The organism is Elioraea rosea, assembly GCF_007644105.1.
GTDB lineage: Bacteria > Pseudomonadota > Alphaproteobacteria > Acetobacterales > Acetobacteraceae > Elioraea_A > Elioraea_A rosea.
Window position 1 is genome coordinate 72,300 of the sequence record NZ_VFAC01000010.1, and the last position, 25,487, is coordinate 97,786.

The 25,487-nt window shown below is 66.5% G+C and carries 23 protein-coding genes; 14 read left to right on the forward strand and 9 right to left on the reverse strand.

Features of this window, described 5'->3' with window-relative positions:
- Positions 1 to 20 precede the first annotated feature (20 nt).
- The gene (gene dnaG, locus FIF60_RS08965; protein ID WP_144185731.1) at positions 21 to 1,907 is read right to left on the reverse strand and encodes a DNA primase; all 1,887 of its coding nucleotides are present in this window, start codon (positions 1,905 to 1,907) and stop codon (positions 21 to 23) included.
- 13 nt (positions 1,908 to 1,920) lie between these two features.
- Complete coding sequence (locus tag FIF60_RS08970; protein ID WP_144185732.1) at positions 1,921 to 2,391, reverse strand: GatB/YqeY domain-containing protein; 471 nt, start codon at positions 2,389 to 2,391, stop codon at positions 1,921 to 1,923.
- A gap of 129 nt (positions 2,392 to 2,520) precedes the next feature.
- Between FIF60_RS08970 and carA the strand changes: the two genes are divergently transcribed.
- From carA to FIF60_RS09005, 7 genes are all read left to right on the forward strand, one after another.
- Complete coding sequence (gene carA, locus FIF60_RS08975) at positions 2,521 to 3,876, forward strand: glutamine-hydrolyzing carbamoyl-phosphate synthase small subunit (protein ID WP_144185733.1); 1,356 nt, start codon at positions 2,521 to 2,523, stop codon at positions 3,874 to 3,876.
- A 7-nt stretch (positions 3,877 to 3,883) separates the two neighbouring features.
- Positions 3,884 to 4,513 (forward strand): LysE family translocator, encoded by a 630-nt coding sequence (locus FIF60_RS08980; RefSeq protein WP_144185734.1) that lies wholly within the window; start codon positions 3,884 to 3,886, stop codon positions 4,511 to 4,513.
- Positions 4,513 to 5,145: a LysE family translocator gene (locus FIF60_RS08985; RefSeq protein ID WP_144185735.1), complete on the forward strand. Its 633-nt coding sequence runs from the start codon at positions 4,513 to 4,515 to the stop codon at positions 5,143 to 5,145. The genes FIF60_RS08980 and FIF60_RS08985 overlap by 1 nt, the downstream gene beginning before the upstream one ends.
- Before the next feature lie 30 nt (positions 5,146 to 5,175).
- Complete coding sequence (locus FIF60_RS08990; protein ID WP_144185736.1) at positions 5,176 to 5,931, forward strand: SDR family NAD(P)-dependent oxidoreductase; 756 nt, start codon at positions 5,176 to 5,178, stop codon at positions 5,929 to 5,931.
- A gap of 15 nt (positions 5,932 to 5,946) precedes the next feature.
- Positions 5,947 to 9,192 (forward strand): carbamoyl-phosphate synthase large subunit, encoded by a 3,246-nt coding sequence (gene carB, locus FIF60_RS08995; RefSeq protein ID WP_144185737.1) that lies wholly within the window; start codon positions 5,947 to 5,949, stop codon positions 9,190 to 9,192.
- Between the two features lie 151 nt (positions 9,193 to 9,343).
- Positions 9,344 to 9,817 (forward strand): transcription elongation factor GreA, encoded by a 474-nt coding sequence (gene greA / locus FIF60_RS09000; RefSeq protein WP_144185738.1) that lies wholly within the window; start codon positions 9,344 to 9,346, stop codon positions 9,815 to 9,817.
- Positions 9,817 to 11,031, forward strand: a complete 1,215-nt coding sequence (locus FIF60_RS09005; protein ID WP_144185739.1) for a threonine ammonia-lyase — start codon at positions 9,817 to 9,819, stop codon at positions 11,029 to 11,031. The genes greA and FIF60_RS09005 overlap by 1 nt, the downstream gene beginning before the upstream one ends.
- Here the strand turns inward: FIF60_RS09005 and FIF60_RS09010 are convergent.
- Positions 11,028 to 11,516, reverse strand: a complete 489-nt coding sequence (locus FIF60_RS09010) for an Lrp/AsnC family transcriptional regulator (protein WP_144185740.1) — start codon at positions 11,514 to 11,516, stop codon at positions 11,028 to 11,030. The genes FIF60_RS09005 and FIF60_RS09010 overlap by 4 nt on opposite strands.
- A 160-nt stretch (positions 11,517 to 11,676) precedes the next feature.
- Here FIF60_RS09010 and trxB point away from each other — a divergent pair, with 160 nt between their 5' ends.
- The 4 genes from trxB to FIF60_RS09030 all read left to right on the forward strand — a co-directional run bounded on the left by trxB (position 11,677) and on the right by FIF60_RS09030 (position 16,093).
- Positions 11,677 to 12,645, forward strand: a complete 969-nt coding sequence (gene trxB, locus FIF60_RS09015; RefSeq protein WP_144185741.1) for a thioredoxin-disulfide reductase — start codon at positions 11,677 to 11,679, stop codon at positions 12,643 to 12,645.
- A gap of 130 nt (positions 12,646 to 12,775) precedes the next feature.
- Entirely contained in the window at positions 12,776 to 13,660 is an 885-nt protein-coding gene (locus FIF60_RS09020) for a LysR family transcriptional regulator (protein ID WP_144185742.1), read from the forward strand.
- 932 nt (positions 13,661 to 14,592) lie between these two features.
- Positions 14,593 to 15,873 carry a hypothetical protein gene (locus FIF60_RS09025; RefSeq protein WP_144185743.1) on the forward strand — a complete coding sequence of 427 codons (1,281 nt, stop codon included), beginning with the start codon at positions 14,593 to 14,595 and terminating at the stop codon, positions 15,871 to 15,873.
- Complete coding sequence (locus FIF60_RS09030) at positions 15,866 to 16,093, forward strand: hypothetical protein (protein WP_144185744.1); 228 nt, start codon at positions 15,866 to 15,868, stop codon at positions 16,091 to 16,093. Before FIF60_RS09025 ends, FIF60_RS09030 begins: the two co-directional genes overlap by 8 nt.
- Positions 16,094 to 16,128: 35 nt before the next feature.
- Here the strand turns inward: FIF60_RS09030 and FIF60_RS21555 are convergent, their stop codons facing one another.
- Entirely contained in the window at positions 16,129 to 16,284 is a 156-nt protein-coding gene (locus tag FIF60_RS21555; protein WP_158639131.1) for a hypothetical protein, read from the reverse strand.
- A gap of 1,581 nt (positions 16,285 to 17,865) precedes the next feature.
- Between FIF60_RS21555 and FIF60_RS09035 the strand changes: the two genes are divergently transcribed.
- The 3 genes from FIF60_RS09035 (at position 17,866) to FIF60_RS09045 (ending at position 21,029) form a co-directional block, all read left to right on the forward strand.
- On the forward strand, positions 17,866 to 18,618 hold the full coding sequence (locus tag FIF60_RS09035) for a hypothetical protein (protein WP_144185745.1): 753 nt from the start codon (positions 17,866 to 17,868) through the stop codon (positions 18,616 to 18,618).
- Between the two features lie 821 nt (positions 18,619 to 19,439).
- Positions 19,440 to 20,126: a PEP-CTERM sorting domain-containing protein gene (locus FIF60_RS09040; protein ID WP_158639132.1), complete on the forward strand. Its 687-nt coding sequence runs from the start codon at positions 19,440 to 19,442 to the stop codon at positions 20,124 to 20,126.
- Between the two features lie 639 nt (positions 20,127 to 20,765).
- The gene (locus FIF60_RS09045) at positions 20,766 to 21,029 is read left to right on the forward strand and encodes a hypothetical protein (RefSeq protein WP_144185747.1); all 264 of its coding nucleotides are present in this window, start codon (positions 20,766 to 20,768) and stop codon (positions 21,027 to 21,029) included.
- On the opposite strand, the gene FIF60_RS09050 is transcribed toward FIF60_RS09045, so the two are convergent.
- The 5 genes from FIF60_RS09050 to FIF60_RS09070 all read right to left on the reverse strand — a co-directional run bounded on the left by FIF60_RS09050 (position 21,026) and on the right by FIF60_RS09070 (position 25,431).
- Complete coding sequence (locus tag FIF60_RS09050) at positions 21,026 to 21,724, reverse strand: response regulator transcription factor (RefSeq protein ID WP_144185748.1); 699 nt, start codon at positions 21,722 to 21,724, stop codon at positions 21,026 to 21,028. The genes FIF60_RS09045 and FIF60_RS09050 overlap by 4 nt on opposite strands.
- Positions 21,725 to 22,306: 582 nt before the next feature.
- The gene (locus FIF60_RS09055; RefSeq protein WP_144185749.1) at positions 22,307 to 22,582 is read right to left on the reverse strand and encodes a hypothetical protein; all 276 of its coding nucleotides are present in this window, start codon (positions 22,580 to 22,582) and stop codon (positions 22,307 to 22,309) included.
- 238 nt (positions 22,583 to 22,820) lie between these two features.
- Positions 22,821 to 24,374 carry a YfjI family protein gene (locus FIF60_RS09060; protein ID WP_144185750.1) on the reverse strand — a complete coding sequence of 518 codons (1,554 nt, stop codon included), beginning with the start codon at positions 24,372 to 24,374 and terminating at the stop codon, positions 22,821 to 22,823.
- Positions 24,371 to 25,141 carry a bifunctional DNA primase/polymerase gene (locus tag FIF60_RS09065; protein WP_144185751.1) on the reverse strand — a complete coding sequence of 257 codons (771 nt, stop codon included), beginning with the start codon at positions 25,139 to 25,141 and terminating at the stop codon, positions 24,371 to 24,373. Before FIF60_RS09065 ends, FIF60_RS09060 begins: the two co-directional genes overlap by 4 nt.
- Positions 25,138 to 25,431: a hypothetical protein gene (locus FIF60_RS09070; protein WP_144185752.1), complete on the reverse strand. Its 294-nt coding sequence runs from the start codon at positions 25,429 to 25,431 to the stop codon at positions 25,138 to 25,140. The genes FIF60_RS09065 and FIF60_RS09070 overlap by 4 nt, the downstream gene beginning before the upstream one ends.
- Positions 25,432 to 25,487 lie beyond the last annotated feature (56 nt).

Below are 25,487 nucleotides of genomic sequence, written 5' to 3' on the forward strand. Positions count from 1 at the left end.
CGCGAGAACGTCCCCCTACCCTATGTATGCGTCACGCGGCGCCGCGTGCTGTGCGGAGCGTCATCGCCGCCGCCGCCTGCGGAGGCATCGATCACGCTCTGGGCCTGCACCAGGGCAACGAGCCTGCGCTCGTTCGCCTCGGTGAAATCGGCCGCGAGCTGCGCGCGGGCCTCGGCAATCTCCGCAGCAAGGCGGCCCGGATCGAGCTGCCCCAGCGCCTGGAAGAACGCTTCCCGTGCCTCGGCGGGGGCGGCGCCGGGGAGCGTGCAGGCAGGAAGGGCGGAAAGGCGCGTGCCAAGCACGGCATCCAGCGGCTCGCGCAGGTCCATCTGGCGCAGGTGGTCGATCAACGCAGCCGAGTCAAGGCCGAAGGCCTGCTCGGCCTGGGCCACGAGGGCTGCCCTGAGCCGCTCGCATGCCGCCGTGCGGAACTGGAGATTCGCCAGCGCCTCCTCCGCCTCGGGCAGAAGCGAGGGGTGGCTGAGGATGAGGGCGAGAACATCACGCTCCCGTACCGCCCCGGCACGCTCGGGCACGAGCCCCGGCCGAGGCGCGCGCTGCGCGCCGGAGTTGCCCTGGCCATAACCACGCTGGCCTGACCCACGCTGGCCTGACCCACGCTGGCCTGATCCCGATTGTACCTGGGCGGCACGGCCGGCGGCGAACCAGCGGTCGCGCCAATGCCTGCGATACTCCTCCCTGAGCGTCGGGTCGCCCACCAGGCCGGCGAGATCCTCGAGACGCCGCCGCTGCGCCGCGCGGGCCTCGGGCGTGCTTGCACGGCTGCCGGCTGCCGCCTCGAACAGCGCATCGGCCAGCCCCTGCGCGGCACCGAGCACGGCGCGCACCGGCTCCGCTCCGCGGCGGGCGAGCGTGTCGGGGTCCTCCCCGGCGGGAAGCGTGGCGAGCCTCAGCGTCCGTCCGGCCCCCACCTTCGGCAGGGCGAGCTCCGCCGTGCGCAGCGCCGCGCGCGCGCCTGCCGCATCGCCGTCGAAACAGAGGATCGGCGCGGGCGAAAGCCGCCAGAGCTCGGCGAGATGGTCCTCCGTCAACGCCGTTCCGAGCGGGGCGACGGCGCCGCCGAACCCGGCCTGGTGCAGGGCGATGACGTCCATGTAGCCCTCGACGGCGATGATCTCCTTGCCCAACGACGACGCCGCCCGGGCATGGTGCAGGCCGTAGAGGGTGCGGCGCTTGCTGAACAGCGCCGTCTCCGGGCCGTTGAGGTACTTCGGCTGCCCGTCGCCGAGGATGCGCCCGCCGAAGCCGATCACCCTGCCCCGCCGGTCATGGATCGGGAACATCACCCTGTTGAAGAAGAGGTCGACCGGGGGGCGTGAGGCGTCATCCTGCTTCATCAGCCCGACGGCGATGAGCTGGTCCTCGGTGATGCCGTCGCCCTTCAGCGCCTGGGCGAGCGCGCCGCGCCCCTCGCCCGACCAGCCAAGGCCGAAGGTGGTGATCGTGTCGTCGGAAAGTCCTCGCCCGCGGAGATAGGCCAGCGCCGCCGCACCCTCGCGCCGCCACAACGCCTCCGCGAAGTGCCGCGCCGCCCGCTCGGCCACGGAGGCGAGCGTCGTCTGCCGCGCTGCCGCCGCCGCTGCCTCGGGGGTCGGTTTCGGCACCGCGAGGCCTGCCTCGGAGGCAAGCTTCTCCACCGCATCGAGGAAGCCGAGATTCTCGGTGTTCATGACGAAGCGGATCGCGTCGCCATGCGCGCCGCAGCCGAAGCAGTGGTAGAAGCCCTTGTCCTCGCGCACGTGGAACGACGGCGTCTTCTCCGCGTGGAACGGGCAGAGGCCCTTGAGGTCGCGCCCCACGCGGCGGAGCTGCACCCGGCGGCCGACCACGGCAGCAAGCGGCAGCCGCGCCCGGAGCTCGTCGAGGAAGCTTTCGGGGATCGCCACCGCGGCGCGCCGCTCAGCCCGCGAGCGCCGCCTTCACCAGCGGCCCCGCCTTGCCGAGGTCGAGCGAGGCGCCGTGCTTGACCTTCAGCACGCCCATGACCTTGCCCATGTCCTTCGGCGTCTTGGCATTCGCCTCGACGATCGCGACGGCGATGGCGGCCTTGATCTCCTCCTCGTCCATCTCGCGCGGCAGGAAGCGGCTGATCACCGCGATCTCCGCCTCCTCCTTCGCGGCGAGGTCCTCCCGCCCGCCCTGGCGGTACATCGACACGCTCTCGCGCCTGCTCTTGATCATCGAGCGCAGCATCGAGGCGATCGCCTCGTCATCGGCCTGCTGGGGAACCTCGGGGTTGGTGAGGTCGCGCGTGGCGATGTCGGTGTCCTTCAGCTTCGCGATGACCATCCGGATGGTGGATGTCGTCGCGCTGTCCCCTGCCTTCATCGAGGCCTTCATCGCCTCGGTGAACTGCTCGCGCAGGCCCATGCGCCACTCCTTTCGAACGATAGCCCCCTATTATAGGGAATCGCGCGCAGCCCGGCGAGGGCGGGAAGAAACTTCCCATGCGGCGATCGCGCTTGAAACGGGAAGCGATTTCCCATAGGTGTCCGCGTCATGGCCAGCGTGGACGAGATCATCGATCGGCTTGGCGGCCCGGAGCGGGCAGCCCAGCTCACCGCCGTCGGAACCGAAGCCATTCGCAAGTGGCGCCAGGGCAAGGCGATTCCTGCCCGCCACTGGCCGGTGATCCTCAAGGAGACCGGTCTGACGCTGGCCGACATGCCAGGCGCAGCCGCCGCCGAGGCACCGAGCGCCGATGGCCGCCCGCCCGGTGCGACTGCCGCCGTGGTCCTGGCCGACGGCACGGTGCTCTGGGGCCGCGGCTTCGGCGCGCATGCCACCACCGTCGGCGAGGTGTGCTTCAACACATCGATCACCGGCTACCAGGAAATCCTGACAGACCCGTCCTACGCCGGGCAGATCATCACCTTCACCTTCCCCCATGTCGGGAACGTCGGCACCAACGCCGAGGACATCGAGACGACCACGCCCGCAGCCCGCGGCCTGATCGTGCGCGACGACCCGACCGAACCCTCGAACTGGCGGAGCGATCGGGGGCTGCCCGCCTGGCTGCTGAGCCATGGCCTCCCCGGCCTCGCGGGCATAGACACGCGGCGTCTGACGCGGCGCATCCGCGACGCTGGAGCGCCGACGGGCGTGCTCGCCTACCCCGCCGATGGCCGGTTCGACCTTCCCGCGCTCGTCGAGCAGGCGCGCGCATGGCCCGGCCTCGAGGGGATGGACCTCGCCCGCGAGGTCACCGCACGGCAGACCTACACCTGGGACGAGGCGACCTGGACCTGGCCCACGGGGTATGCGCGGCAGGAGGCGCCGCGGCGCCATGTCGTCGCCATCGACTACGGCGCCAAGCGCAACATCCTCCGCTGCCTGGCCGCCGCCGGCTGCCGCGTAACGGTGGTGCCCGCGGCCGCGACGGCAGAGGACATCCTCCGCCACGAACCGGACGGCGTGTTCCTCTCCAACGGCCCGGGCGACCCGGCAGCGACCGGTGCCTATGCCGTTCCCGCCATCCGCGCGGTGCTCGAGAAGAGGGTGCCGGTGTTCGGCATCTGCCTCGGCCACCAGCTTCTTGCCCTGGCGCTGGGGGCGAAGACGCGCAAGCTCGAGCGCGGCCATCGCGGCGCCAACCACCCGGTGAAGGACCTGACCACCGGCAAGGTGGAGATCACCAGCCAGAACCACGGCTTCGCGGTGATCCCCGAGACCCTGCCCGAGGGCGTCTCGGTGACGCACACCTCCCTGTTCGACGGGACGAACGAGGGCATCGCCGCGGTCGACAGGCCCGCCTTTTCGGTTCAGTACCACCCCGAAGCGAGCCCGGGCCCGACCGACAGCCACTACCTGTTCCACCGCTTCGTGGAGATGATCGACCGGGCGAAGGCGGCGTGAGGGCGCCATGCCCGACACCGCAGCCCTGCTCGCCTTCGCCGCCATCTCTCTGGGGATGGTGCTTACACCCGGACCGAACATGATCTATCTGATCAGCCGCTCGATCGCGCAGGGGCGCGCGGCAGGGCTGATCTCGCTTCTCGGCGTCGCGCTCGGCTTCGTGTTTTACATGGTCGCCGCCGCGCTCGGCATCACCGCGCTGGTGATGGCCGTGCCCTACGCCTATGACGCGCTGCGGCTCGCGGGTGCGGCCTATCTCGCCTGGCTCGCCTGGCAGGCCTTCACCGGCAGGGCCACGCCCTTCGCGCCGAAGCGCCTGCCGCGCCACGACGCCCGGCGGCTTTTCGCAATGGGGTTCGTCACCAACCTCCTGAATCCCAAGATCGCGGTGATGTACCTCTCGCTCCTGCCCCAGTTCATAGACCCGTCCGCGGGAAGCGTGCTCACCCAGTCCATCGCGCTGGGCACGACGCAGATCGCCATCAGCATGGCGGTCAACGCGCTGATCATCCTCGGGGCGGTGCAGGTCGCGGTGCTGCTCGCGACGCGGCCTCTCTTCGCCCGCGTGCAGCGCTGGCTGATGGGCACGGTGCTCGCCGCCCTCGCGGCGCGGATGGCGACGGACGGCCGCTCCTGATGCCCGACACCGCCACCCTGCTGACCTTTGCGGCCCTCTCCTTCGGCCTCTGGATCACGCCGGGGCCGAACATGCTCTATCTCGTCTCGCGCTCGCTCGCGCAGGGCAACCGGGCGGGGATGGTGTCGCTGCTCGGTTGCCAGGCAGGCTCGGCGCTGATCATGCTCGGCGCGGCTGCGGGCATCACCGCGGCACTGCTCGCGATCCCCTACGCCTATGACGTGCTGCGCCTCGGCGGCGCTGCCTATCTCGCGTGGCTTGCGTGGCAGTCGGTCCGGCCGGGCGGCGTGCCGCTGTTCTCGCCGCGGCCAATGCCGAAGGAGGGCGACCTCAGGCTCTTCTCCATCGGGCTCGCGACGGCGGTGCTGAACCCGAAGGTGGCGCTGTTCTACGTCGCGGTGCTGCCGCCCTTCATGAACCCCGAAGCGGGCAGCCTGTTCCTGCAGGCGATCGTCCTCGGCTCGATCCAGGTCGGCGTCTGCACCCTGGGCGATGCCGTGCTCGTCACCGGCGCGGGCGGCGTGGCCCGCTTCCTGAACGCACGCCCGATGTGGATGGCCGCGCAGCGCTGGGTTCTCGGCGCGGCGCTCGCGCTGATCGCGGTGAAGCTCGCGACCGAGAGCAGGCAGTAACGGGCAGCAGGCAATAGCGGGAGGACGGCCATGACCCTGTTCGATCTCACCGGGCGCGTCGCGCTCGTCACCGGCGGCAATGGCGGCATCGGCCTCGGCATGGCCAAGGGGATGGCCGATGCCGGCGCGTCGGTGATGGTCGCCGGGCGGAACAAGGAGAAGAGCGCCGCCGCCGCGAAGGCCTGCGGCGCCAAGGCCGCGTCCGTCGAGGTGGATGTCACGAAGGCCGACGAGGTCGAGGCAATGGTGAAGGCGACCGTCGATCGCTTCGGGGCCATCGACATCCTCGTCATCAATGCCGGCATCAACATCCGCAAGCCCGCGCACGAGGCGAGCTTCGAGGAGTGGCACGCGGTTCTTTCCGCCAATCTCGACGCGGCCTTCCTCACCGCCAAGGCCGCCTACCCGGCGCTCAAGACATCCGGCCGCGGCAAGGTCATCACCACGGGCTCGATGACCTCGCTGTTCGGCGCGGCCTTCGCGCCAGCCTACAGCGCATCGAAGGGCGGCATCGTGCAGTTCACCCGCTCGATCGCCGCGGCCTGGGCGCCGGACAACATCCAGTGCAACGCCATCCTGCCGGGCTGGATCGACACCGACCTGACGCGCCAAGCGCGCAAGGACGTGCCAGGGCTCAACGAGCGCGTGCTCGCCCGCACGCCGGCAGGCCGTTGGGGCTCGGGCGAGGACTTCGCCGGCATCGCCGTGTTCCTCGCCTCCTCCGCCTCCGACTTCGTCACCGGCACGGCCATCCCGGTCGATGGCGGATATTCCTCTACCATCTGAAACGAGACAACAACGATGCCTAAGCGCACCGACATCGCCTCGATCCTGATCATCGGGGCGGGCCCGATCGTCATCGGCCAGGCCTGCGAGTTCGACTATTCCGGCGCGCAGGCCTGCAAGGCGCTCCGGGCGGAGGGGTACCGCGTCATCCTCGTCAACTCGAACCCCGCGACGATCATGACCGACCCGGGGCTCGCGGACGCGACCTATATCGAGCCGATCACGCCGGAGATGGTCGAGAAGATCATCGCCAAGGAGCGGCCCGATGCGCTCCTGCCCACCATGGGCGGGCAGACGGCGCTGAACACGGCGATGAAGCTCGCCGACATGGGCGTGCTCGAGCGCTACGGCGTCGAGCTGATCGGCGCCAAGCGCGAGGCGATCGAGAAGGCCGAGGACAGGCTCAAGTTCCGCGACGCGATGGCGGCGATCGGCATCGAGAGCCCGAAGAGCGCCATCGCGCACACGATGGAGGAGGCGCGCGAGGCGCTGAAGCTCGTGGGCCTCCCCGCCGTGATCCGCCCCTCCTTCACCCTCGGCGGCACGGGCGGCGGCATCGCATACAACCGCGAGGAGTTCGAGGCGATCGTCTCCGGCGGCCTCGACGCCTCGCCGACCACAGAGGTGCTGATCGAGGAGAGCGTGCTCGGCTGGAAGGAGTACGAGATGGAGGTCGTGCGCGACCGCGCCGACAACTGCATCATCGTCTGCTCCATCGAGAACCTCGACCCGATGGGCGTGCACACCGGCGACAGCGTGACCATCGCCCCGGCGCTCACGCTCACCGACAAGGAATACCAGCGGATGCGCGATGCCTCGATCGCGTGCCTGCGCGAGATCGGCGTCGACACCGGTGGCTCGAACGTGCAGTTCGCCATCAACCCGGCCGACGGGCGGATGACCATCATCGAGATGAACCCGCGCGTCTCGCGGTCCTCGGCGCTGGCCTCGAAGGCGACCGGCTTCCCGATCGCCAAGGTCGCGGCCAAGCTCGCCGTGGGCTACACGCTCGACGAACTCGCCAACGACATCACCAAGGTCACGCCCGCGAGCTTCGAGCCGACGATCGACTATGTCGTCGTGAAGATGCCGCGCTTCACCTTCGAGAAGTTCCCCGGCACGCCAGCACTCCTGACCACTTCCATGAAGTCGGTCGGCGAGGCGATGGCGATCGGGCGGACCTTCGCCGAAGCGCTGCAGAAGGGCCTGCGCAGCCTCGAGACCGGCCTATCCGGCCTCGACGAGGTGGCCGAGCTCGAGGGCGCGGGCAAGGGTGCCGTGCTCGCCGCTCTCTCCACCCCGAAGCCAGACCGTGCGCTCGTCGTCGCCCAGGCCTTCCGTGAGGGGCTGACGGTCGAGGAGATCCACGAGGCCTGCCGGTTCGACCCGTGGTTCCTGCGCGAGATCGAGGCGATCGTCCAGGCCGAGGACATGGTGCGCGCAGCCGGCCTGCCGCGCGAGGCGGCCGGGCTGCAGCGGCTGAAGGCGATGGGCTTCTCCGACCGCCGCCTCGCCACCATCGCGGGGATGAAGGAAGGCGAGGTCGCCACGCTCCGGGCGAAGCTCGGCATCCGGCCGGTGTTCAAGCGCATCGACACCTGCGCGGCAGAGTTCGCGTCCGAAACGCCCTACATGTACTCGACCTATGAGGGCAACGGCATCGAGCCCGCCGAGTGCGAGGCCGACCCGACCGACAAGAAGAAGGTCGTCATCCTCGGCGGTGGACCGAACCGCATCGGCCAGGGAATCGAGTTCGACTATTGCTGCGTGCACGCGGCCTACGCGCTGAAGGAGGCGGGGTTCGAGACCATCATGGTCAACTGCAACCCCGAGACCGTCTCGACCGACTACGACACCTCGGACCGCCTCTACTTCGAGCCCCTGACAGCCGAGGACGTCATCGCGCTCGTCCGCCGCGAGCAGGAGAACGGCGAGGTGCTCGGCTGCATCGTGCAGTATGGCGGGCAGACGCCGCTCAGGCTCAGCCAGGCGCTCGCTGCGGCGAACATCCCGCTTCTCGGCACCTCGGCCGATGCGATCGACGTCGCCGAGGACCGCGAGCGCTTCCAGGAGCTGCTCAAGAAGCTCGGGCTTCGCCAGCCTGAGAACGGCACAGCGCGCTCTGCCGAGGAGGCGGAGGCGATCGCGGAGCGGATCGGCTACCCGGTGGTCATCCGCCCCTCCTACGTGCTCGGCGGCCGCGCGATGGAGATCGTGCATGACCGAGCGCAGCTCCACCGCTACATGCGCGAGGCCGTGCGCGTCTCGGGCGACAACCCGGTGCTGATCGACCGTTACCTCAACGACGCGATCGAGGTGGATGTCGACTGCATCGCCGACGGCGAGACCGTCTATGTCGCGGGCGTCATGGAGCACATCGAGGAGGCGGGCATCCATTCCGGCGACAGCGCCTGCTCGCTCCCGCCCTACTCTCTCGCCCCCGCGCTGGTGGCAGAGCTCCGTGCCGAGACCGAGGCGCTTGCCAAGGCGCTGAAGGTCGTCGGCCTGATGAACGTGCAGTACGCGATCAAGGACGATGCGATCTACGTTCTCGAGGTGAACCCGCGCGCCTCGCGCACGGTGCCGTTCGTGGCCAAGGCGACGGGCGTGCCGGTCGCCAAGATCGGCGCGCGCGTCATGGCAGGCGCCCGGCTCTCCGATTTCCGGCTCGACGACGACGCGGTGAGCCGCCATGTCGCGGTGAAGGAGAGCGTGTTCCCCTTCGCCCGCTTCCCCAATGTGGACGTTCTTCTCGGCCCCGAGATGAAGTCGACCGGCGAGGTGATGGGGCTCGATGCCTCCTTCGAGCGCGCCTTCGCCAAGAGCCAGCTTGGCGCGGGGGTGAAGCTGCCGCTCGCCGGCACCGCCTTTATCAGCGTCAAGGACGGCGACAAGGGCGCGGCGGTGTCGCTCGCGCGGCGGCTTGCCGACATGGGATTCTCGGTGGTGGCGACGCGCGGCACCGCCTCGGCCATCCGCGAGGCGGGCCTGCCCGTCACCCTCGTCAACAAGGTGCTCGAGGGACGGCCGCATTGCGTGGACGCGATCAAGTCCGGCGCGTTCCAACTCGTCATCAACACGTCCTCGGGCGGGCAGAGCGTATCGGACAGTTTCGACATTCGCCGCAGTGCCTTGACGCACAACGTTCCCCACTACACCACGCTCGCCGGGGCACGGGCCGCCGTGCATGCCATCACGGCGCTGAAGGCAGGAACCCTTGAAGTGGCCCCCTTGCAGTCGTATTTTCGGGGTTCGTTCTAGGCGCGGCGCGCCGCCCGGGCTGGCCTGAGAGAGAGGTCCTGCCCGCGGGCGCGTCGCTTCGTATCCGGCCGCGCGGGCGTCGCACAGTGCACCGGGCGGTGTCCGGCGAAGCCTTGCGCCGGGTTTCCATTGTGTATCGAGGAAGCGTGTCGTGCAGAAGTTCCCGATGACCGCAGAAGGCCTGAGCCGGTTGGAGGAGGAGCTCCGCCAGCTCAAGTCCGTCGAGCGCCCGGCGGTGATCCGCGCGATCGCCGAGGCCCGCTCGCATGGCGACCTGTCGGAGAACGCCGAGTATCACGCCGCGCGCGAGCGCCAGTCCTTCATCGAGGGGCGCGTGGCCGAGCTCGAGACGATCATCGCCTCGGCCGAGGTTATCGACATCTCCAAGCTCTCCGGTAGCCATGTCGCGTTCGGCGCGAAGGTGACGCTGATCGACGAGGACACGGAGGAGGAGAAGACCTACCAGATCGTCGGCGCGCACGAGGCCGACATCACCAAGGGCCTTCTGTCCATCTCGAGCCCCGTCGCGCGCGCCATACTCGGCAAGAAGAAGGGCGACGTGGTGGAGGTTGCCGCCCCCGGCGGCTCGAAGCAGTACGAGATCACCCAGGTCGCCTTCGGCTAATGCCAGCCACGGCCGCCGACGTCGCGGCCGCATCGGCGCGCATCGCCGGCCAGGTTCTCCGCACCCCGCTCGTCCCCGCGCATGCGATGTCGCGGCGCCTCGGGGCGGAGCTGTTCATCAAGCTCGAGACGCTGCACCGCACCGGAAGCTTCAAGGAGCGTGGCGCGCTGAACCGACTTCTCGCCCTCTCGGAGGACGAGCGCGCGCGCGGCGTCATCACCATGTCGGCTGGCAACCACGCGCAGGCGGTGGCCTATCACGCCGCGCGCCTCGGCATCGCCGCGACCGTGGTGATGCCGCGCTTCACGCCGAACGCGAAGGTCGCGCGCACGGCCGCGCACGGCGCCTCCGTCGTGCTCGAGGGCGAGACGCTCGGCGATTCGGGAACGCATGCGCGCACGCTCGCCGCCGAACGTGGGCTCACCATCATCCACCCCTACGATGACGATCTGGTCATCGCCGGCCAGGGCACCGCCGGGCTCGAGATGCTCGAGGACGAGCCCGGGCTCGACAGCCTCGTCATCCCCGTCGGCGGCGGTGGGCTGATCGCGGGCTGCGCGCTCGCCGCGCACGCGGCGAACCGCGGCATCCGCGTCATCGGCGTCGAGGTCGAGGGCTGGACCTCTGCCGCGCAGAGGCTCGCCGGCGAGCCCGTGCGCACGCGCGGTGCAACGATCGCCGAGGGCATCGCCGTCAACGACGTGGGCGAGCGGCCTTTCGCGATCATCCGCGAGCAGGTCGCCGAGGTTCTCGTCGTCTCCGAGGCGATGATCGAGAAGGCGATCGTGCTGCTTGCCGAGGAGGCGAAGCTCGTCGCCGAGGGGGCGGGGGCGGCGGGAATCGCGGCGATGCTCGCCTATCCGGAGCGCTTTGCCGGCCGCCGCGTCGGCGCGATCCTCTGCGGCGGAAACATCGACACGCGCATCCTTGCCAACGTGCTCCTGCGCGGTCTGGTGCGGGATGGCAGGATGCTGCGGCTTGCCGTCGACATCGCCGACCGGCCGGGTGTGCTCGCAGAAGTGGCCGGCCGGATCGCCCAGGCAGGCGGCAATATCATCGAGGTGACGCACCAAAGGCTGTTCGCCTCGGAAAGCGTGAAGGCCGCCGCGCTCGACCTCATCGTCGAGGCGCGCGATGCGGCGCACGGCCAGGCGATCCTCGACGCGCTCTCCGGTGCCGCGTTCGTCGTGAAGCGGCTGCCGCCAGGCGGCTAACCCTCGGCGATCGGCACGCCGGCCTTGTCCTTGCCGGTGCGGATCGTCTGCAGCGTCTGCACGCGGGTGACGTTCGGGGCGCCGGTGAGCCTGCGGGTCAGCTCGTTCTCGTGCGCCGTGTCGCGCGCGACGAGCTTCAGCATGAAGTCCCCCCCGCCGCGGATCATGTGGCACTCGCGCACCTCCGGCCAGGCGGAAACCATCTCCTCGAAGGCGTCGAGCACGGTCTGGCGCTGGCTGTCGAGGCCGACGAGTGCGAAGAACATCACGTCGTAGCCGAGATGCGAGGGCTCGGTGTCGGCATGGTACCCGCGGATGACGCCGGCCTCCTCGAGCCTGCGCACGCGCCTGAGGCAGGGCGGGGCGGAGATGCCGACACGCTTGGCGAGCTCGACATTGGTCATCCGGCCGTCGTCCTGCAGCTCTGCGATGATCCGCCTGTCGATCTGGTCGAGCACCGGCGCCTCGCCGGCGGTTTTCCGCATGGACGCAATCCCCGTAACGATGAAGCTTCCCAGCGCGAAAGAATATTGCATGCTCGGGCCGGTGCCGGAAGGGCGCGAACGGTGTCATGCGTGCATCGCAGACCTTGCTCACGGCCCATGCTCGGCAATATTCTGGCCTGCAAGGAAGGACACAGACGCGATGGCCGAGGAGATCACCACGCCGGTGCTGATCATCGGCGCCGGGCCGGCAGGCTACACGGCGGCGATCTACGCGGCGCGCGCGGCGCTCAGGCCCGTCCTGGTGGCCGGGCTCCAGCCTGGCGGGCAGCTCACCATCACGACCGACGTGGAGAACTATCCCGGCTTCGCCGACGTGATCCAGGGCCCCTGGCTCATGGAGCAGATGCGCAAGCAGGCCGAGCATGTCGGCACGCAGGTGATCGAGGACGTGATCACCGAGGTCGATCTCTCGCGGCGCCCGTTCCGTGCCAAGGCCGATTCGGGCACGCGCTTCGTTGCCGAGACGGTGATCATCGCCACAGGCGCGCAGGCGCGCTGGCTCGGCCTCGAGAGCGAGAAGCGCCTGTCCGGCGCCGGCGTCTCCGCCTGCGCGACGTGCGACGGGTTCTTCTTCCGTGGCCGCGAGGTCGTCGTCGTCGGCGGGGGCAACTCCGCCGTCGAGGAGTCGCTCTATCTCGCCAACATCGCCGCGAAGGTGACGCTGGTGCACCGGCGCGACTCGCTTCGGGCGGAGAAGATCCTCCAGCAGCGCCTGTTCGCCCACCCGAAGGTGACGGTGGTGTGGAACAAGGTGGTCGAGGAGATCCTTGGCGAAGGCAGCCCTCCCGCCGTCAGCGGCGTGCGCCTGCGCGACACGCTCACCGGCGCGGAGAGCACGCTCGCCACCGAAGGGGTGTTCATCGCGATCGGCCACTCGCCCACGACGGCGCTGTTCCGTGGGCAGGTCGAAATGGACGCGGAAGGGTATATCGTGACGGAGGCCGACAGCACGCGCACCTCGGTTCCCGGTGTGTTCGCCGCCGGCGATGTTCAGGACAAGGTGTTCCGCCAGGCCGTGACGGCCGCCGGCACGGGCTGCATGGCCGCGCTCGAGGCCGAGAAGTTCCTGGCGGCGAACGCTGGCGCCACGGCGCTGGCGGCGGAGTAGTCGAGAGGCAGGTTGGCTGGGGCCGCGCCCGCGGGGCGCAGGCCAGAAGAATGGCCAGCACGATGGGAGGACGCCGCCGCTCCGGCGCGGCATGGACATCCCGCGTGCGCGGTCGGAGCGGGAGCGAGAGATGGACTGGGACAAGCTGCGGGTTTTCCACGCTGTGGCGGAGGCGGGAAGCTTCACCCATGCGGGGGAGACGCTGAACCTCTCCCAGTCGGCGGTGAGCCGGCAGATCTCGGCGCTCGAGGAGGCGCTCGCCGTGCCACTGTTCCACCGGCACGCGCGCGGGCTGATCCTCACCGAGCAGGGCGAGACGCTGAACCGCACCGTGCGCGAGGTGTTCGCCAAGCTCGCGATGACCGAGACGCTGCTCACGGAGAGCAAGGAGAAGCCCACGGGCCGGCTGAAGGTGACGACCACCGTCGCCTTCGGCTCGACCTGGCTCGCGCCGCGGCTGAAGGACTTCCTCGACCACTATCCCGAGATCACGCTGTCGGTCGTGCTCGACGACGCGGAGCTCGACCTCGCCATGCGCGAGGCGGACGTCGCGATCCGGATGCACCCGCCCCGGCAGCCTGATCTCGTGCAGCGCCACCTTCTGACGATCTCCTGGGTGGTCTACGCCTCGGAGGAGTACCTCGCTAAGCACGGCACGCCGCAGCGCATCGAGGACCTCGCCGACCACAAGCTCGTGCTCTACGGCGAGTATCGCCCCCCCGTGCCCGACATCAACTGGCTCGCCGAAGCCGGCAAGCGGGCGGGCGTGACGCGCAAGCCCGCACTCGAGATGAACTCGATCTTCGGCATGCTGCGGGCCGCCCGGAGCGGCCTCGGCATCGCCGCGCTGCCCGACTACATGGTCGAGGAGACGGAGGGGCTGGTGCGCGTGCTGCCGGAGGTGAAGGCCCCGAAGGTGGACGCCTATTTCGTCTATCCGGAAGAGCTCAGGAATTCCAAGCGCGTGGCCGTGTTCCGCGACTTCCTTCTCGCGCGGCTCGCCGAGAAGGGCTGACCGCGGCAGCCACTCGCGACGCCCCCAAACCGGCGTGCGCCTAGAAACCGTTTCGAAACAATGGCCTGGAACACAATCCTGCCATCGGTATGCGGTCGCCGCATGGCGGCCCCGGCCATTTCGCGCTGCAACAGAGGCAAGTGCGGCCTATATCGTCAGCATCATTGAGTGATCGTGATCACACACGAATTCTTGGAAATGGTGTATTCGTTTCTGTGTTGAACGATTCGCGGCCTTTGCCGCACCAGTTCCGGCTCCCAGCCGGAAACCGGGGTCTTCGGACCCCATCGTCTCCCAGACGTGAAGCCTCCCTGTATCACTTGGCCCCGGTGGAAACACCGGGGCCCTTCTTTTTCAATGGGTTAGATCTTCATCGATGCTTCCTCGCCAGCAGCGGCCAGGAGGGCTGGGACCGTTCTGGGACCGGCCACGCTCGGCCAGGGGCCCTACTATCCCTCTCCACGAGACGTGGTATGTATAATGATACTCAAATTTCGGTTCTCTAAGCCGTTTCTGCGACAGTGCCAATAGTGTCAGTAGTGCCAAAACTCCTCCATGCGCCCGAACCTGACGCAAGACGGCGGCGGCGCGTGGTGCTGTGCCTTCAGTGCTCGGTCAGGAGATCGCACGGCCGCCGACCCCGGTCGCTGACGAAGCCGCCTAATGGCACCGATGGCCGCCTCACGACCCCGCGTCACTGTCCGTTCGTGCTGTCCGCGCAGGCACTCCGCTGGCATTATTTCGAGCGAATCGCGGCGGGGCGGATGGGCACGAATGGGCGCAACGAATAAGGGGGATGAAACGACGGCACGTGCCGCATTGCTTTCCCGCCGACTTTCCCTCGCCGCCGTCGCCGACAGAGCAAAGGCGGAGCACTCGCCCTCTATCTCGAGAACCGACGCATCTCAAGGATACGGGGGGCGAGGCGCGCTGTGACGACCGAAGTCGTAATCATGAATCGTCGCGCTGCGGTGCTCGCAGCGGACAGCGCCGGCACTGTCACTAGCTTCGCCAACGGCAAAGCCGAGACGCGCTACTTCAAGGGCGAAAACAAGGTCTTCCAGCTTTCCGAGCATCACCCCATGGGACTGATGACCTTCGGCAACGCACACGTCCTACAGGTGCCGTGGGATATTATCGTGAAGCTGTTTCGGCGCGAACTCGGCAACCGGTCATTTCCCACTGTCGAGGGGTATGCAAAGGCGTTCTTCGATTACGTTGAGCAGAACCACGCAGTGTTTACCACTGACTTGCGTGAGAGCGCCTTCGCGTATCGTGTGTTGGGCTTAGCAGGCCGGATAGCGCACGAGATCTTTGCGAAGGTTGGCGGCTCAAATGACGCACCTGCGATAGACGCGGCCATCGCCGAGTGGCGAGCGCGGATCGTGAGCAATCCGGTAACAGCCCCTTTCACTGAAGCTGATGTTGCTCCGGCTGTCGCGCGGGCCAACTCCACAGCAAAGGCTGATTGCGATTCCTTCTTTCTAGGAACCCCCATCGCACTTGTAGCAGCGGGCCGCGAAGTCGAGCTAATCGAGGTGGCAGTCCAACTCGCATTCCGCGAGCTTGGCGATGGCACAAGCCCGAGTGGGATTGTTGTCGCAGGATACGGCGACGACCATATATTCCCCGCTTGCTTCCAATATCGCGTGCGAGGCTTTCAGCTGGATAAGCTGATCTGGGATCGCGAGGAAGAATCCGTCATCACGCCACAACAACCGGGATACATCAATTCCTTTGCATCAAACGCCATGGTAGAGACTTTTGCTAGTGGTGTAGGCGAAGAGGTGTATGCCAATGTTCTTCGGTGCTATGGCCCTTCAGCAGAGGCTATCATTCGTGAGGTTGAAGGGAAGCTTAGTGCCACCGTGCCGCCAAAAGACCGTGCACAGATTATCGCCCAGTGTCGGAAGGACTTCATGAGCGATTGGGTTGGGCGAACGATCCAGAACCACCACGGCCCGCTGACCAACGTCGTTTCCATGCTCTCTATCGAGGAGATGGCGCACCTCGCGGAGAACTTGGTGTCGTTGGAATCGTTGAAAGAGAAGATGACGCGATCCACAGAGACCGTTGGTGGGCCGGTGGACGTGGCCGCGATCACCAAATCGGAAGGCTTTGTGTGGATAAGGCGGAAGCTCTACTTTGATGCCGCGCTCAATCCGCGCTACGCACATCGCGTTGCGCGCATGCAGGGAGGCCGTGATGAGTGACGCAAATTGGTCGCTAGCCTTCGCAGATCGCCCGCGTGATGAAACCCCACGCTCTCGCAAGGAAGCTGTGCGCGAAGCTGTTCGCAAGTCGGAAGCGACGCCGCATGCTCAGCCAGCGCCTGAGGCGTCGCCCGCCCAGCGCGGGAAGTATCGTTCGCAAATTCGCAAGGCGATGCAGGACGCGCAATTGACGGCAAGGCGGTTTGCTTTCTCGGATTGACGACCGGGCAATCGCATCAACGCGTTAGCGTCGGTTTAGCCGGCGGCGACGGTGCCGAGCAGGTCGAGGAACACCCCGTGCGCGCTGGCGTTGCCCCCCGACACGCGAAGCTCAAGCGTGCCATCGGGGGCGGGATGATGCGCAGCGCAGGGCTTGACGCTCGCCGTGTCACGATTGACGCTCCTTCGCATCGTCGACCGACGTCAGATTTCCAAGGGCTGAATCATGCGCTTCTGCAAAGCACTGGCTCTTCTGGCATGCCTGTCCGCCTGTGCCCCACAGCTCCAAACGCGTTTGGAGTCATTTTCGGCTCCTCCACCCCCCGCCGCGACGTCGAGTTTTTTTGTCCTCGCTGGCTCACGCGAGCAGGCAGCCTCGCTTGAATCACAGCAATGGGTCTCCCTGACGGCAGCGCAGCTTGCCAAACGGCGTTTCCAGCTTGCTCCGTCCCTAGAGTCGGCGGATTACGTCGCCGTCGTCGGGCTTGGGATGGACAGAGGACAGACGGTCAACGAGCCCATTTCAATACCGCAATGGGGCGTCACAGGCTACAGTGGCGCGCAATCGTTCGGCACGGTCTCGCGTTTCGGTAATGTTGCCAGCTACTCGGGGACAACGACGCTGACGCCCACCTATGGCGTTACCGGCTACACGACGTCGGTCGTATCTCGACAGGTCTTCACTCGCGAGGGAGTACTGTCGGTGTTTCGGCGCTCTGCTGGCCCCAGCGCCGCGCCAGTGTTTCAGGCACGAGGAATCTCAGAAGGAAGCTGCGGGCTGCTCTCCGTTGTCGCCCCCGCCCTTATCGAGACGTTGTTCGCCAAGTTCCCCCAAGGCGGCTCAGGCACCGTTCAAATGCCCTTTCAGGGCAGTTGCTAGCCCCGAGGCTAATCCCGCCCCGGCACGACGTCCGTCCTCTCATTCGTGGTCGCGCCAGCGACCGCCTGCGACGTAGAGCAGCTAAGGCGATACGCGCGCGCACAGCGCGCGCGCGTCCGGTCGGGTGCGGACAGGTCGAAGCTGTCGTGTTCTTGTTCTGTTCGTTCTGTGCCTTTAGGCTTACACTATGGCTGATGAACCGCGCGTCCCTGTCGATCGCGTCACCCTCACAGGGGCGCTGGCGTATGCGCTCCGGTTCAGAGCCAACGGCAGGGCACACCGCGACGCTCACGAGCTAGCCTCGTTCATCGTAGCCGAGTTGCTAGCTGAGCACCTTGAGAGGTCGGGATGGGTGGTGATGCGCCGGAATACGACGCTGCCGCCTTCGACCGCGTTAACGAACCCCACTAAGGCCGCCGAGCAGACGGACTAGGCGAAGCAAGGTGCGCTCGTCACTCTGCCGTCGTACCGCGCCTCGCCGACTCTCAATCCCACGGGCAATCAAGTTGGCCCGCCCGAACACCACCCCGCTCCCGCGCCGCGTCCGCTTGCTCAGCCTCGTAGTCCAGCCACCTCTGGAGCACTCAGGCCCATCCCTCTCGCAACACGCAACCGCTCAGATCCCGCCGAGGGTGCGCCGCCCGATGACATGGAGATCGCTGTCACTCCTCAGCGAACGCGGACGGTTGTGCGAGAATTTCGGAACCTAGTGGCGGCTAGGGTAACGCGCGGAGGATGTCGAGCTAGCGGTCCTCCCGCATCTAACGTGCTCAAGCGTGTTGTCAGGCGCCGATTTGGTGTCCCGATCAACGCACATCCGGGTGCAAAGGTATGTTGTGTGACCTAGTTCACGCAGCGTCCGCAGATTCTCATTGCGGTCTTGGTCAGCCGGCATGATCGTAATCGAAACGCTGATTAGATTTGTGCAACGGGGGATCGAAATGAGGGCATTGATCGCAGGAGCGGCTCTACTCGCCACGGCGATGGGGCCTGGCGCTCACGGCGCGACGTATCTGGACCAAGCGGCGTGGCACAATGCGGTGCTCGATCTCAACACATCAATGCTGCCCGGTCCTGGCATTCGTTATGTGCCGATCGCGGTGCACGTCGTGTCGTATGAGGACGGCTACGGAACGTTCACCGATCCGTATGTTCCGATAGTCTTTTGGGATCAGGGAGAACCCCGAGGCATCGCCGGGAGATCACATTCGATTAGCACGTATCCGGGAGGGTTTGGAGGAAGTCTAGGTTGTGTCTCGTACGCCTATCCATGCCTTGGCTCCTGGCGCGTCACGCTGGCTTTCGAGCAGCCTGTCTATGGGTTTGGGGGTACGCTGTCCTACGAGACGTGGGAGACATACGCTGATGACCCGGCACGGGTCCTCCCGTTCTTCGACGGAACGCTCGGTTATATCGGCCCTCACTTCGGCTACGACGGATTCTTTGGCATCCTTGCGCCGATGAGCGAGTTCGCCCTGACGTTCTACGAAGGCCAGAGCATCGATGCTGGCATTTCGCTCCAGTTCAATGGGTACATGCTCGTCGCGGTCGCGGAACCGCCTGTGATTGGGCTTTTAGCGACCGGCCTTGCCGCGCTGCTAATGGCGGGTGTAGCTCGGTCACGCTCGTCACCTGCACCAGGGTAACGGGGGCGCTAGGCTTCCGTCAGTGACCTGACGTGTCGTGTCGCGCCGTTTCGTCGGGTGTGTACCCTACGTGCACACCCTTCTGGTCTGCCACCGCTCGCGCAACCATCGCCCCCTCGCTTCTCCAGCCGCCCGCAGCAGGCGCATCACGCGCCGGGCGGAACCTCGCCTGCCGCCTGGCGCAAACTTTGTATTCATGTCCTTGGCAGATGGTTCGGGCCGAGCCTGCGTGGTCTGCGCATGCGTGGCTCGCAGACGGATACGCTAATGGTGAGGTGATTGATGAAGTCCTTTCGATCAGCCGTAATCGGAATTGGCGCGGCGGTGTTGTTGGGTGGGTGCTTCAACATGCCACTCCGCCAGCACAAATTGCTGGGATGACGGTTTCAACGCTCCCTTACGAGTCGTTCGATTGCACTCGGCTGCGTGCACAGAGTTGGACAGTCTGAACCGTCGAGAAACCATGCTCGCAACGGCGCAGGACCAACGTTATCGCACCAGCCAAGTTCAAGCCTTTTGGATCGGTGTCGGACAGGGCGACGGGATCGAGGCTGCCGAGCTCGCTTCGGTTCGCGGTCATGGAGAGGCCGTGCGCCGCGCGATCGGAGTAAAGCAGTGCCCGGCTGCCTGATGGGTTGGAGACAGGCGCCTATCAAACCGCAAGCCGCGCTACTCCCAGTCCCGAGCCTTCATCGTCCATTGCGTCAGATCAATGCAACTTTGGAATTGATACGATAAAGGACCATAAACCTTAGCGAAAAAAGGAGGGTCGGATGCGCGGGGGCTCTTGTGCACGCATAGCAGTAGCCGGAGCCCTAGCGGTGGGGCTGCTCGGGGGCGCGGCCAAAGCGAACGCAGCTAATCTAATTGGATGCCAAGGCGGCGACTTCGCCGACAGCTGTAGCCTACGCGAGATGACATCTGGTGGCTCAATCGTCTCTCAAGGCATAGTATTTGGAGACTTTTATGCGGAGGTGTATGATAGCCAAAATATTCTCGTGAGGCCGTTTGAGTTCGGGGGGTACGCTGATCTATTTTTCGAGAGATACGTGAATGGAGCGCGTGTTCCTATTTTTTCTGTTGGGGAGAACACCAGCATTCAGATGCTAGTCACCTTCACTGCGTTCGTTGATCCTGACGCAGTTCTTAAACCTTTTGGTTTTCTGGTGGAAGGTGTAACCGTTTCGAGCGGCGCTCTTTCCCCGACCCAGTCCGCTGCAATATTCAATCAGAACTCGCCGCCCTTTCCCCACCCATTGCAATCATCAGTTATATTTTCCTGTGAGCCGGGCGCCACGTGTTTGCGTCGCACTGACTTTGCCGGTCCGCGCGCTGCTAGCGCGATCAGTGTTGATACGGATCTCATATTTCACGTTCAGGCCGGTACGCTTGATCGCTTTGCGGTAGGATTTTCAACTATCCCGGAACCCGCGAGCGTTGGCTTGTTGCTTACAGCGATCGTGGCCGTTGTCGTTACCTACCGTCGGCGTCAGTTCGACAGCGCCTAGCTCTCCGCCAGCGCATAGGGCGATTGGATGCGTAGGAGCCCGCTTGGAAGCTTTGGCCATGCCGCCTCGGCGGCCTCTCGCTCTCGGGGCGGGCAACACTAGCCAAACGCCTGTCGGTGCCGTCGCGCTTTTGGCGCTGGCGGTTGACCGGCGCCGGCCGTTCTGGTCGCGGCGCCGCCCTGAGGCGGATCGTTTGCTTTCCGGGCCGAGGCCGGACCAACGTGCCGGAACAGGTCTTCGCGAAGCGCAACAGCCTCCGCTGTGGTCCACAATTTAAGCTGGTGCACGTCCAGAGCGAGCGTGTTTCCGTCCCTAGGCGAGCACGCGACTGTAGTCGCCCTGCGTCGCGCGCGAGCGCGCACAACGCGCGCGTCTGGTCTGAGCCGTTCCTTGATCCGCAGTGGGAGCGGCGTCGTAGGGACCGCTGACGGGCACCGGTAGCCGTCGAACTGCGGACCCAGTGGAAACCCGTCGATTTCGTTCAACGCATCGTTATCGATCGCTTAATCGCCTGTTATCAACGCTCTAAGCTCAGGGCTCGCTACCACGGCCATACATGTGCCTGCGAAGTTAAGGGTTCGTTAACCTTTGGCCCAAAGCATACGTCGGCAGGAGAGGGGCGACGGAGGATGCGACGAAATGCTCGATCTCATAGACGACCCGAAAAGCGCACTCAGAGAGGCGAGTGACGAAGAAGCGCTTGAGGCATATCTAGTGGTATCGAATGCGCTGGATTTGTCTTTGGAATCAAGACAACTAACGACGCACGAGAAGCAACTACGGCTCATGATCTTCTCCGACAACAAATTGTGGCAAATGTCGGAAGATTTTGTTTCAAGATTCTTCAATTACCGCGCGGAGATTGCAAGTGAGTATCGGTCGGATCGCGATCGAACCCTCTAGGATACCGGTCCTGCGGCGGCATGCTCGGGCTCGCGTAGGATGTAGCCGCTGCCCCAGACGGTTCCGATCAGGTTCGGGCTGCCGGCCGTGGCGAGCTTCTTCCGGAGCTTGCAGACGAACACGTCGATGATCTTGATCTCTGGCTCGTCCATGCCGCCGTAGAGGTGGGTCAGGATCGCCTCCTTGGACAGCACCGTGCCCTTGCGGGTCATCATGAGCTGTAGGATCGCCTGCTCCTTGCCTGTCAGGTGCACTTTGCGGCCGTTCACCGTGCAGTCGTGCGACTTGAGATCCATCTCGACCGGCCCGGCGCGGAGCGTATGGTCGGCGAAGCCCGAGGCGCGGCGGACGATGGCGAGAAGCCTGGCCACCAGCTCGGGCGGCTCGAAGGGCTTGGTCAGGAAGTCGTCGGCGCCGAGGGTGATGCCCTTGATCCGGGTGGCGATGTCGCCATGGCCCGAGAGCATCAGGATGGGCGTGGTGATCCGGGCGGTGCGGACGCGGCGGACGAACTCGAGCCCGTCCATACCCGGCAGCATCCTGTCCAGCACCACGGCGTCGTAGCTGTAGGTGCGAAGATGGTCGAGGCCGTCCTCGCCGCTTCCGGCGATGTCGGTCGTGATCCGATGCCCGCTGAGAAGCGCGGCAACCGAGCGTGCAACAACCAGTTCGTCCTCAACGAGCAGGATACGCATCAAGTGGCCTCCATTTCCCTCGGTCGCTCAACCGATGGGCGAGAGGTAATGCGCGTTATGATCGTATGTCCATGAGCTGCTCCCGTTAAAGATGCAGAACAACGAAGAATTTGCGCTGTTTAACGATCAGCTCCCGCAACCATTGGCCGAGCCGCGTCCACATCAGCTAAAGGATCGTCACCGGCGATAGCCCGTAAGACAAATGGCTCGCGGTCAGCATGACGCGCGAGCGCGCGCACCGCGCGCGCGTCCGGTCGGCCCTCGTCTGTCACCACGCAAGCCGCGTCAGCGCACGTGGCGCGGGCGTCCAAGAGCGCGCCATGGCGCGCCGCAACTCCGGATCAGCCGCGGGCGTCGCCTCGATCGCATCGCGTAGCGCGGCCAGGGCGTCGGCAGGGAGCGCCGCGCCGGGGCCACGATCGGCGGCCTCAGGGGGTGCGAGCAGGAGTTGCCCACGTCGCTTATGCCTGATGGTGTACGCAAGGCGCACGCCGTCGAGGTGGAACCGCACGATTGCAGTCGGCGCACGCCTCTCCGGCAGCGTTTCTATCTCCTCGATTGTCAACCGCCCCTGCATGGCGCCTAGAGCCCAAGCCTGTAGCGCCACTGCTCGGCCTGTGACGGGGTCAACAGCCCGGCTACCACTGCGTCATGCAGGCACTCTCCCACGGGCCGCTTGGAGTCCATTATCGCAGGCACGGCGACGTAGAGCGCCCGGAGGGTGTTTCGCATGAGCGGGTGTGGTGGGACGCTCGCCATCAGCGCAGCGATCTTCACGAGCATCTCGCGCAGGTTCTGCCGCTGCTGCATCGTGTCCGGCAGGTCGGCAGCGTCGGCGGCGTGGAGAACAGCCTGCATCCATCGCGCCTCGCGGATCGACATGGGGAGCGGGGGCAGAGCGGGTGGGGGCGGCGCGTCGGGGATAGCAATTGCAAGCGCGTCGGCAGCGACTCGTGCCGCGTGCCGAAGCGGCCCGATGGCGCGGTTGAAATCTCGATGCCGGTTCACTCGGCTCATTTCGTCACCTCGTTCAGATGCCGATGACGGCGCAGGGCTGCACGCACGTCGCAGAAGGGGGTCTGTACCGGCTGCCATGTCATGCTCGGCCAGCGCGAAGCGCAGGGTTTACGGCGAAGTCGGCGCGGGGCTTGCCGGGGTGATCGCCTTCACGAGCCGGAGCAGGGCGCACCCATCCGGCCTCGTTGAGCTCGGCGAGCGCTGCCGTGATCCGAGCCGGGTCGGGGATCGCCGGGCCGGCCGCCTGTCGGTGCAGGGCGCGCGCATTCAGCGTCTGCGGCATGCATCGCTGCCGAAGCATCCACGCGGCCAAGGTGCGTGCATCACGCTCTGCGCGCGGCAGCGCAGAGGCGCCGAACACTCTCCGCGCCATCGGCGTGAAGTACGCGACCAGCAGCGCGATCGCGGCCTCGACATCCTCCACCCGAATGGCGGCGGGTGGCGGCAGATGCTCCGGCCCTGCGATCCATTCCATGTGTGCGAAGATCACCGCGAGCCGGACCGCCTGCCCCGGCAGTTTGCCGATCCACGATTTGAACAGTCCGGCGGCATCGTTCTCCATGCCAAACACCTCCACGCGCCAAGCGTCCATGCGCTGCTCAGCCTCGCGCGTGAAGGGCAGCATGACGGGCTTGGCGCTATCGCAAGGCAGCGCGATGAGGCGGGACAGTGCCGACGCAATAAACGCACGCTGTGAAGCACCAATTGGCGGCTGGGGTCGCACCTTGCCTGGCCATGAGAATAGGAACCGCGACGCTAAGCCGTCATCGTCGCCGGCGAGCATCGCGGAGGCGAGGCGGTCAGGCTGAATGCCCCCGAGAATGCCCACCGTGAGATTGGGCACGACGATCTGAATCACCTCGTCTTTACCGACGCGATCGACGCTGAACCGCCCTCCTCCGTGTGCTTCAAGCCAAAAAGCACGATCCGCGCCGCTGCTGCCCTTGTTGCCATAGCGGTCCATCGACCCGAGGAAGCGCGCGAGCTCGTCAGAGGCGACGAGCAGCCCGGCCGGATTGCTGCGGGCCATATGCGCAAGTCGTTCGGTCGTGACGCTATCAACGAGCAGCCGGCGGCGGTCGAGCGTCTCGGGATCGAGCGCAGCCTCAGGCATGACGGGTGGGGGACTGCCCATGTTCAACGCCGTGTTCGCGTCGTTCTCCCACTTGGCCCGCGCGTGCTTCGCGGCCTTCACGTGCGTCGCGTGGTCGCGTTGGCGGTCTTTCCAGTCGTCGTTGAGCGCGGCCTCGATCTCGGCCATCGGCTTCGTCACCGCACGCATTGCCGGCGACTTGTTCGAGCTCGGCTCACCGACCAGCGCAGCGAAGAGCACAGGCGGGTGTTCCCACTCCTCACGCACCTGGCCCCAGCGCCGATTGCCGATCGCTGCGCCGATCGCGGCCAATACGGAAACAGCGCCGTAATCGACAGGTGCGCCCGGCCGTTCGCCGGCGGCGCGCATCCAGTCACCCCATGCTGCGGGGAACAGGTCGAGAGGCAGCGCCGGCGGCGGCAACGGGTCGTCGTTGGCGAGGTTCCAGTCGGGCTCCGGCCATGGGGCATCAGCGTGGGATTGTGCGGCCTTGGCGGCGATGGCGTCGGCCTCGCGGACGATGGCGGCGATGCTGTTCATGCGACACCTCGCGCGCGAAGAGCGGACGAGACAGTGAGCATTGTCTCGTGCGGCTGTAGCCCGGCAGCCTGCGCAGCGGGGATCAGCGCGGCGGCGATGTCGCGCGCGGTCAGTACTGGCCCGACGAGCCGGGCAAGCCCGTGCGCCTCCCTGTTCAGCGTGCTATTGCGGGTGCCCTCTGCCGCCGTCGCAACGGCGACGATGGCGCGTTCCAGCGCAGCGGCGGCGTAGCGATCGGAGACGGCCAGCCGTGTGGGAGGCAGAGGCGGCGGCGGTGGCGGCGTGATCGCGTCGAGCACCCAGCCGGGGAAGAGCGGCAGCCCGTCGAGCGGCATGTCGCGCACCACGTCGCCGCCGTGCGCTGGCCACCAAGTGAGGGCAGAGCCGTCGCCCCGCACATCGACACCAAGCGCGAGCTTGCCCGCCGGGCTCGGCACCTTGCCACCCGGCCAGGCGAAGAGGAGATGAAGCCCGCCACGGCGTGTGCGATGTGTGCGCGTGTCAGGTAGGCGGTGATGATGTGCACGCCACCAGGCGCGGGCGGTATCCTCGGTGTCGAAGTCCAGCGCGACCAGACGCGAGGGCTCGCCCATCCGCACCACGACGAGCGCAGCGCCGGGGCGGGAGAAGAGCCGCTGCACCTCGACCGGATCAGTGCTGGCGTCGAGGAAGCCATGCGGCGTGACGGGCTTCTTGCTGGCGGACCAGGGCACCACCGGCAACCCCTGCCGGGCGAGCGCGAGGGCGGCGGAGATGATCGCGCTCATGCTCGCACCTCCCGACCGTGCTGCTGCTGCCAGACGTGGCCGACGATGTCGGCAACGAATACCGCGATCTCCTCAGGCGTCTCGGTGCCTGCGAGCGGCACCCGCGCCCGAACCGGCATCGGCAACGCGATGACCAGGACGTGGTCCGTCGCGTAAAGGTGACGCTCCGCGCCAATGCACGGGCGAATTCGATATGTCACGGTCGGGTGGCTCGCGAAGAACGCTCGGTCCTCCGGCCAGCCGGCGGCGTGTAGCTCTTCGGCGGATGTGGTACTAATTAAGGTCTGCATGGGGGTACGTCCCTGTGCCGGGTGTCTCGCGCTCGGCTCGCGGTTTGCCCCCGCGA

What these genes read in the sequence shown, in the direction of transcription:
- carA (WP_144185733.1), top strand. Translation starts at nt 2,521, where the DNA reads ATGGCCAGCGTGGACGAGATCATCGATCGGCTTGGCGGCCCGGAGCGG.
- FIF60_RS09060 (WP_144185750.1), bottom strand. Translation starts at nt 24,374, where the DNA reads ATGAACAGCATCGCCGCCATCGTCCGCGAGGCCGACGCCATCGCCGCC.
- FIF60_RS09070 (WP_144185752.1), bottom strand. Translation starts at nt 25,431, where the DNA reads ATGCAGACCTTAATTAGTACCACATCCGCCGAAGAGCTACACGCCGCC.
- FIF60_RS08980 (WP_144185734.1), top strand. Translation starts at nt 3,884, where the DNA reads ATGCCCGACACCGCAGCCCTGCTCGCCTTCGCCGCCATCTCTCTGGGG.
- FIF60_RS09020 (WP_144185742.1), top strand. Translation starts at nt 12,776, where the DNA reads ATGGACTGGGACAAGCTGCGGGTTTTCCACGCTGTGGCGGAGGCGGGA.
- trxB (WP_144185741.1), top strand. Translation starts at nt 11,677, where the DNA reads ATGGCCGAGGAGATCACCACGCCGGTGCTGATCATCGGCGCCGGGCCG.
- FIF60_RS09045 (WP_144185747.1), top strand. Translation starts at nt 20,766, where the DNA reads ATGCTCGATCTCATAGACGACCCGAAAAGCGCACTCAGAGAGGCGAGT.
- FIF60_RS09005 (WP_144185739.1), top strand. Translation starts at nt 9,817, where the DNA reads ATGCCAGCCACGGCCGCCGACGTCGCGGCCGCATCGGCGCGCATCGCC.
- FIF60_RS09030 (WP_144185744.1), top strand. Translation starts at nt 15,866, where the DNA reads ATGAGTGACGCAAATTGGTCGCTAGCCTTCGCAGATCGCCCGCGTGAT.
- FIF60_RS08990 (WP_144185736.1), top strand. Translation starts at nt 5,176, where the DNA reads ATGACCCTGTTCGATCTCACCGGGCGCGTCGCGCTCGTCACCGGCGGC.
- FIF60_RS08985 (WP_144185735.1), top strand. Translation starts at nt 4,513, where the DNA reads ATGCCCGACACCGCCACCCTGCTGACCTTTGCGGCCCTCTCCTTCGGC.
- FIF60_RS09050 (WP_144185748.1), bottom strand. Translation starts at nt 21,724, where the DNA reads ATGCGTATCCTGCTCGTTGAGGACGAACTGGTTGTTGCACGCTCGGTT.
- FIF60_RS09065 (WP_144185751.1), bottom strand. Translation starts at nt 25,141, where the DNA reads ATGAGCGCGATCATCTCCGCCGCCCTCGCGCTCGCCCGGCAGGGGTTG.
- FIF60_RS21555 (WP_158639131.1), bottom strand. Translation starts at nt 16,284, where the DNA reads ATGCGAAGGAGCGTCAATCGTGACACGGCGAGCGTCAAGCCCTGCGCT.
- FIF60_RS09055 (WP_144185749.1), bottom strand. Translation starts at nt 22,582, where the DNA reads ATGCAGGCTGTTCTCCACGCCGCCGACGCTGCCGACCTGCCGGACACG.
- FIF60_RS08970 (WP_144185732.1), bottom strand. Translation starts at nt 2,391, where the DNA reads ATGGGCCTGCGCGAGCAGTTCACCGAGGCGATGAAGGCCTCGATGAAG.
- FIF60_RS09010 (WP_144185740.1), bottom strand. Translation starts at nt 11,516, where the DNA reads ATGCGGAAAACCGCCGGCGAGGCGCCGGTGCTCGACCAGATCGACAGG.
- carB (WP_144185737.1), top strand. Translation starts at nt 5,947, where the DNA reads ATGCCTAAGCGCACCGACATCGCCTCGATCCTGATCATCGGGGCGGGC.
- FIF60_RS09035 (WP_144185745.1), top strand. Translation starts at nt 17,866, where the DNA reads ATGATCGTAATCGAAACGCTGATTAGATTTGTGCAACGGGGGATCGAA.